Raw genomic sequence first — 3,793 nt, forward strand, 5'->3', positions numbered from 1 at the left:
CGGCCGCGCGCCCGGCGCCCCTCCCGGGGCCGGGGTGGACGCGGCGCAGCCGCCCGCCGGGCGGACGAGCCTACGTTGCGGTAGAAGAACGACCGGCGCCACTGGTTGGCGACCGCGTAGTCGAGCCGTCCGTCGTGCTGGACGTCGGCGAGGGCGATGCCGCGCGAGACGCTGTCGTCGTCCACGCCGAGGCGTCCGGCGATGTCCACGAAGCGGCCGTCCGGCAGCCGGGCGAAGAACGGGTCGCGGTCGCCGCCGGAGACGTCGTCGCGGCCGGGCCGGAAGTCGGGCCACGCGCCGGGGCGGTTCAGCAGGTCGTCGTTGGTCATCGCCAGTTCCTGCAGCTGCGGCCAGCGGTTCACCCTGCCCTTGACGAACCCGGTCGCCTGGACGATCTCGGTGCGGCCGTCCCCGGCGAAGTCGCCCATCTTGACGTCCCAGGCCCAGCCGGACCGCGAGAGCCCGAGCGACTCGCTGTGGTCGTCGTAGCGGGCCGTGCCGCCCTGGAGCACCCTGCGGCCCTGGCTCAGCCAGGCGAAGTTGCTCTCCAGCAGCCCGTACTCCTGGGTGATGTTGCTGACGAAGATGTCGGGGACGCCGTCGCCGTCCAGGTCGCCGAACGCGACCCCCATCCCCTTGAACGAGTCCCGTCCGAGCACCTTGGACTTCGGGGTCGTGAAGTGCCGGACGCCCTTGACCTCCTCGAACCTGGGATGCCCGGGGGTGGAGCGGTTGTGCAGCAGCCGGTCCGGGCCGAAGTCGTTGGCGAGGTAGAGCTCGGGGAGGCCGTCGCCGTCGATGTCCTGGACGGCGGTCGCGAGCGTCCAGCCCTTGGACGTCCGGTCCGGCAGCGGGCTCGGCGGCTCGGTGTAGGCCGCCGACGGGCGCGCCCCGCCGCGCGCCGACCGCCACAGCAGGACGTGCTTGCGCCCGCCGTTGTAGGCCGCCGACATCGACCGCTGCATGACCAGCTCGCTCTGCCTGGCGTGCGGGTCCAGGACGCGCGCGCCGTCCGGGAAGTAGTTGGCGACGATCAGGTCGGGGTGCCCGTCGCCGTCCACGTCGCCCACCGAGACGGCGTTGGTGTTCCACGTCCGGTACGGGGCGACGAGCTCCTGCGGGACGAACGCGCCGGGACGGCCGAGCGCGACGGGCGTCCGCATGAACAGGACGGGCGAGCGGCCCCAGTAGTAGACCAGGACGTCGGTCAGGCCGTCCTCGTTGTAGTCGCCGGGGGTGCAGCCCATCGGGGCCATCGTCGGGTCGTACGGCAGCCCGGCGGGGGTGAGCCGGACGGCGGGCATCCGTCCGCCGCCGCCGGGGACGGGCGCGAGCGTCACCGAGTCGTCGCGCGGGTCGACCACGCACGCGTCGACCGGGCGTCCGGCGCCCTCGACGTCGGCGAGCGCGACGGCCGCGCCGACCGACGAGATCCAGTGGTCGATGTGCCGGTACGCGGGCGCCACCTGCCGGACGTCGCGGGGCGAGGCGGTGCCGTTCAGCGGCACGCGCTGGAACGCGAACCGCCGCGCCAGCCGCGCGGCGGCGGCGTCGGAGGTCTCCGGCAGGCTCGCGATGAACCAGCCGGCGACCAGCAGCAGCACGGAGCAGACCTGCACCAGCCTGGATCTCAGGAACCGGCCGTGCGGGGAGCGGGAGCGCGGTGCGCGGGTGGGCTCCGACGAGGAGTGCGGGGGGCGGGAGCTCGGCGGTCGGGTCACCACTGCCCTCCGCCGCCGTCGTGCCGCCGCCACTCGCGGCGGACCAGGCCGCCGTCGTGCCGCCGCCACTCGCGGCGGACCAGCGTCCTCCAGTACTGGTAGTCCTCCAGGGAGTCGCCGTGGTCGGCGGCCTCGTCGTGCGCGATGTCGGTCCACTTCGCGGCGGTGGCCGGGGACGCCGAGCACAGCGTCTCGATCGCGTCCCGGACGTCGCCGGGCACCTCACCGGCCAGCACGCGCGCCTTGGCGGCGAACGCCGCGCCCTGCGCGAGGTCGGCGCGGTGGCCCTCGGCGATCCGCAGCAGCGAGGCCAGCACGTCCGGCGGGCGGACGCCGGTGTACGCGGCGGCCAGCCCGACCCCCGACCACAGGTCGCCGCGCCGGTGCGGAGGGAACCCCGCGATGACGCGTCCGACGGTCTCGGGGTCGGCGCAGGTGTGGAACCACAGCGCGCGGCCCGCGCCCTGGTCGCGGACGGGCATGGCCGGGCCGCGCGCGCCGCGCTCCACCCGGTGCTCGTAGAACACCGGGCCGGGGCGGACGTACGCCTGGTGGAAGCCCCAGCCGTCCCAGGCCAGCCAGCGCGGCAGGCCGCGCGCGCCGGGGACGCCGGACCACGGCCGCAGCCTCAGCCGGGAGTACGCCCAGCCGATGCCGACGTGGACGAGGTGGAAGTGGCGGCGGCCCGGCCCCTCCAGCAGCCCCGCGACCCGGCGGCCCCGGGTTCCGGTCAGGACGTCCAGGAGCGCGCGGCTCATCGCGGCGCCCTCGTAGGCGAATCCGGCCAGGGCCGCCGGGACGCCCGCGGGGGCGGGAGCCGTCCCGGGAGCGGTCGGCGCGTCCGGCTCCAGCGGGCCGCGACCGGACGCGAGGCCGGCTCCGTACCCGGCGGCGAACGCCGCCACCACCCCCTCGAGCCTCCGCCGCACCTCGGGGTCACCGGGGAGGTGACCAGTCTTGTCGAGCCGGATAGATCGGTCGTCAAGGACCAATGGGCGAAAAAGGAATGGGGTCCGCTGGGCAGTGACGGACGTGACCAAGTCGACCTCCTCGGCAGAACTCCCACAGGACTAACAAAAACTGAAGTGAAGCGTCAAGACGGGACAGGTTTAGCTGTCCAGATGCGGCCATAATTCCCATGTCACCGCAGGTCAGCTGCCATATAACCATGCCTACCGGAATTGCAGGCAATAATCGGAGAGATATTCGATACGACCGGGCGAAAATGCGCCGACCGTACCCCGTAACCTCGTTTCCGGTTGTCCTTATCCTGTTTCCGCGGCGGGCTCGGGCGCCGGTTCCTCGAGAAGTCCCTCCAGGGCGTAGGGAGCGGCCTCCAACTGGAAGTCCATGCCCGGGTGGTCGCGCCGGACCGTGCCCTCGACGGCGAGCAGCGACAGCATCGGGAAGGCGAACTCAGGCTCGGCGTACAGCCGGTGCCGGCGCTGGAGGTCGAACAGCCGCACGCAGAACGCCGACAGCCGGAACTCGCCCGCCGTCGCGCCCGCGTTCCGGGCGACCAGGTCGGCGACCTCGCGCCGGAACGCGGCGACGTCGCGCACCCGGTCCGCGCCCCGGACCGAGGCCAGCAGCGCGTCGGCGCAGGCGCCGCCGTCCCCGCGCACCATGCCGCCGAAGAACTCGGCGAACCCGTGCCGCGCCCGGGCCCCGAACCGCCGCACCAGGCCGGCGTCCAGCAGCACCACCCGGCCGTCCGGGAGGAAGTAGACGTTGCCCTGGTGCAGGTCGACGTGGACCAGCCCGCCCACGAACAGCAGCCGGTAGACGGCCCGGACCAGCGTCGTCGCCCGCGCGCGCCGCCCGTCCGGCGGCACGGGGGCGGGCGCGCGCCGGTCCAGCCCCGGGACGAACTCCATCGCGACCACGTCGTCGTCGCACCACCGCGGCAGCGGCGCGGGGACCAGGACGCCGGGCTCGTCCGCGAGCGCCTCCCGCAGCCGGGCGAGGTTGGCCGCCTCGGCGCGGAAGTCCAGCTGGGCCAGCAGCAGGCCGCCGAGCTCGTCCAGGATCTCGGTGAGCGGGACGGCCCGCAGGCCCGGCAGCCGCGCGGC

General features: G+C 74.4%; 3 protein-coding genes. All 3 read right to left on the reverse strand.

The window, feature by feature from the left end; genetic code table 11:
• Window positions 1-1,619, reverse strand: a 1,619-nt coding sequence (locus tag DZF91_RS00050; RefSeq protein ID WP_147340912.1) for an FG-GAP repeat domain-containing protein, incomplete at its 3' end; no start/stop codon positions are given.
• 98 nt (window positions 1,620-1,717) lie between these two features.
• On the reverse strand, window positions 1,718-2,761 hold the full coding sequence (locus tag DZF91_RS00055; protein WP_117355475.1) for a DUF1702 family protein: 1,044 nt from the start codon (window positions 2,759-2,761) through the stop codon (window positions 1,718-1,720).
• A 225-nt stretch (window positions 2,762-2,986) separates the two neighbouring features.
• On the reverse strand, window positions 2,987-3,793 hold an 807-nt coding region (locus DZF91_RS00060), incomplete at its 5' end, for an AarF/UbiB family protein (protein WP_235833939.1).

Origin of the sequence: Actinomadura logoneensis (genome assembly GCF_003428695.1) — a bacterium.
GTDB classification, from domain to species: domain Bacteria; phylum Actinomycetota; class Actinomycetes; order Streptosporangiales; family Streptosporangiaceae; genus Spirillospora; species Spirillospora logoneensis.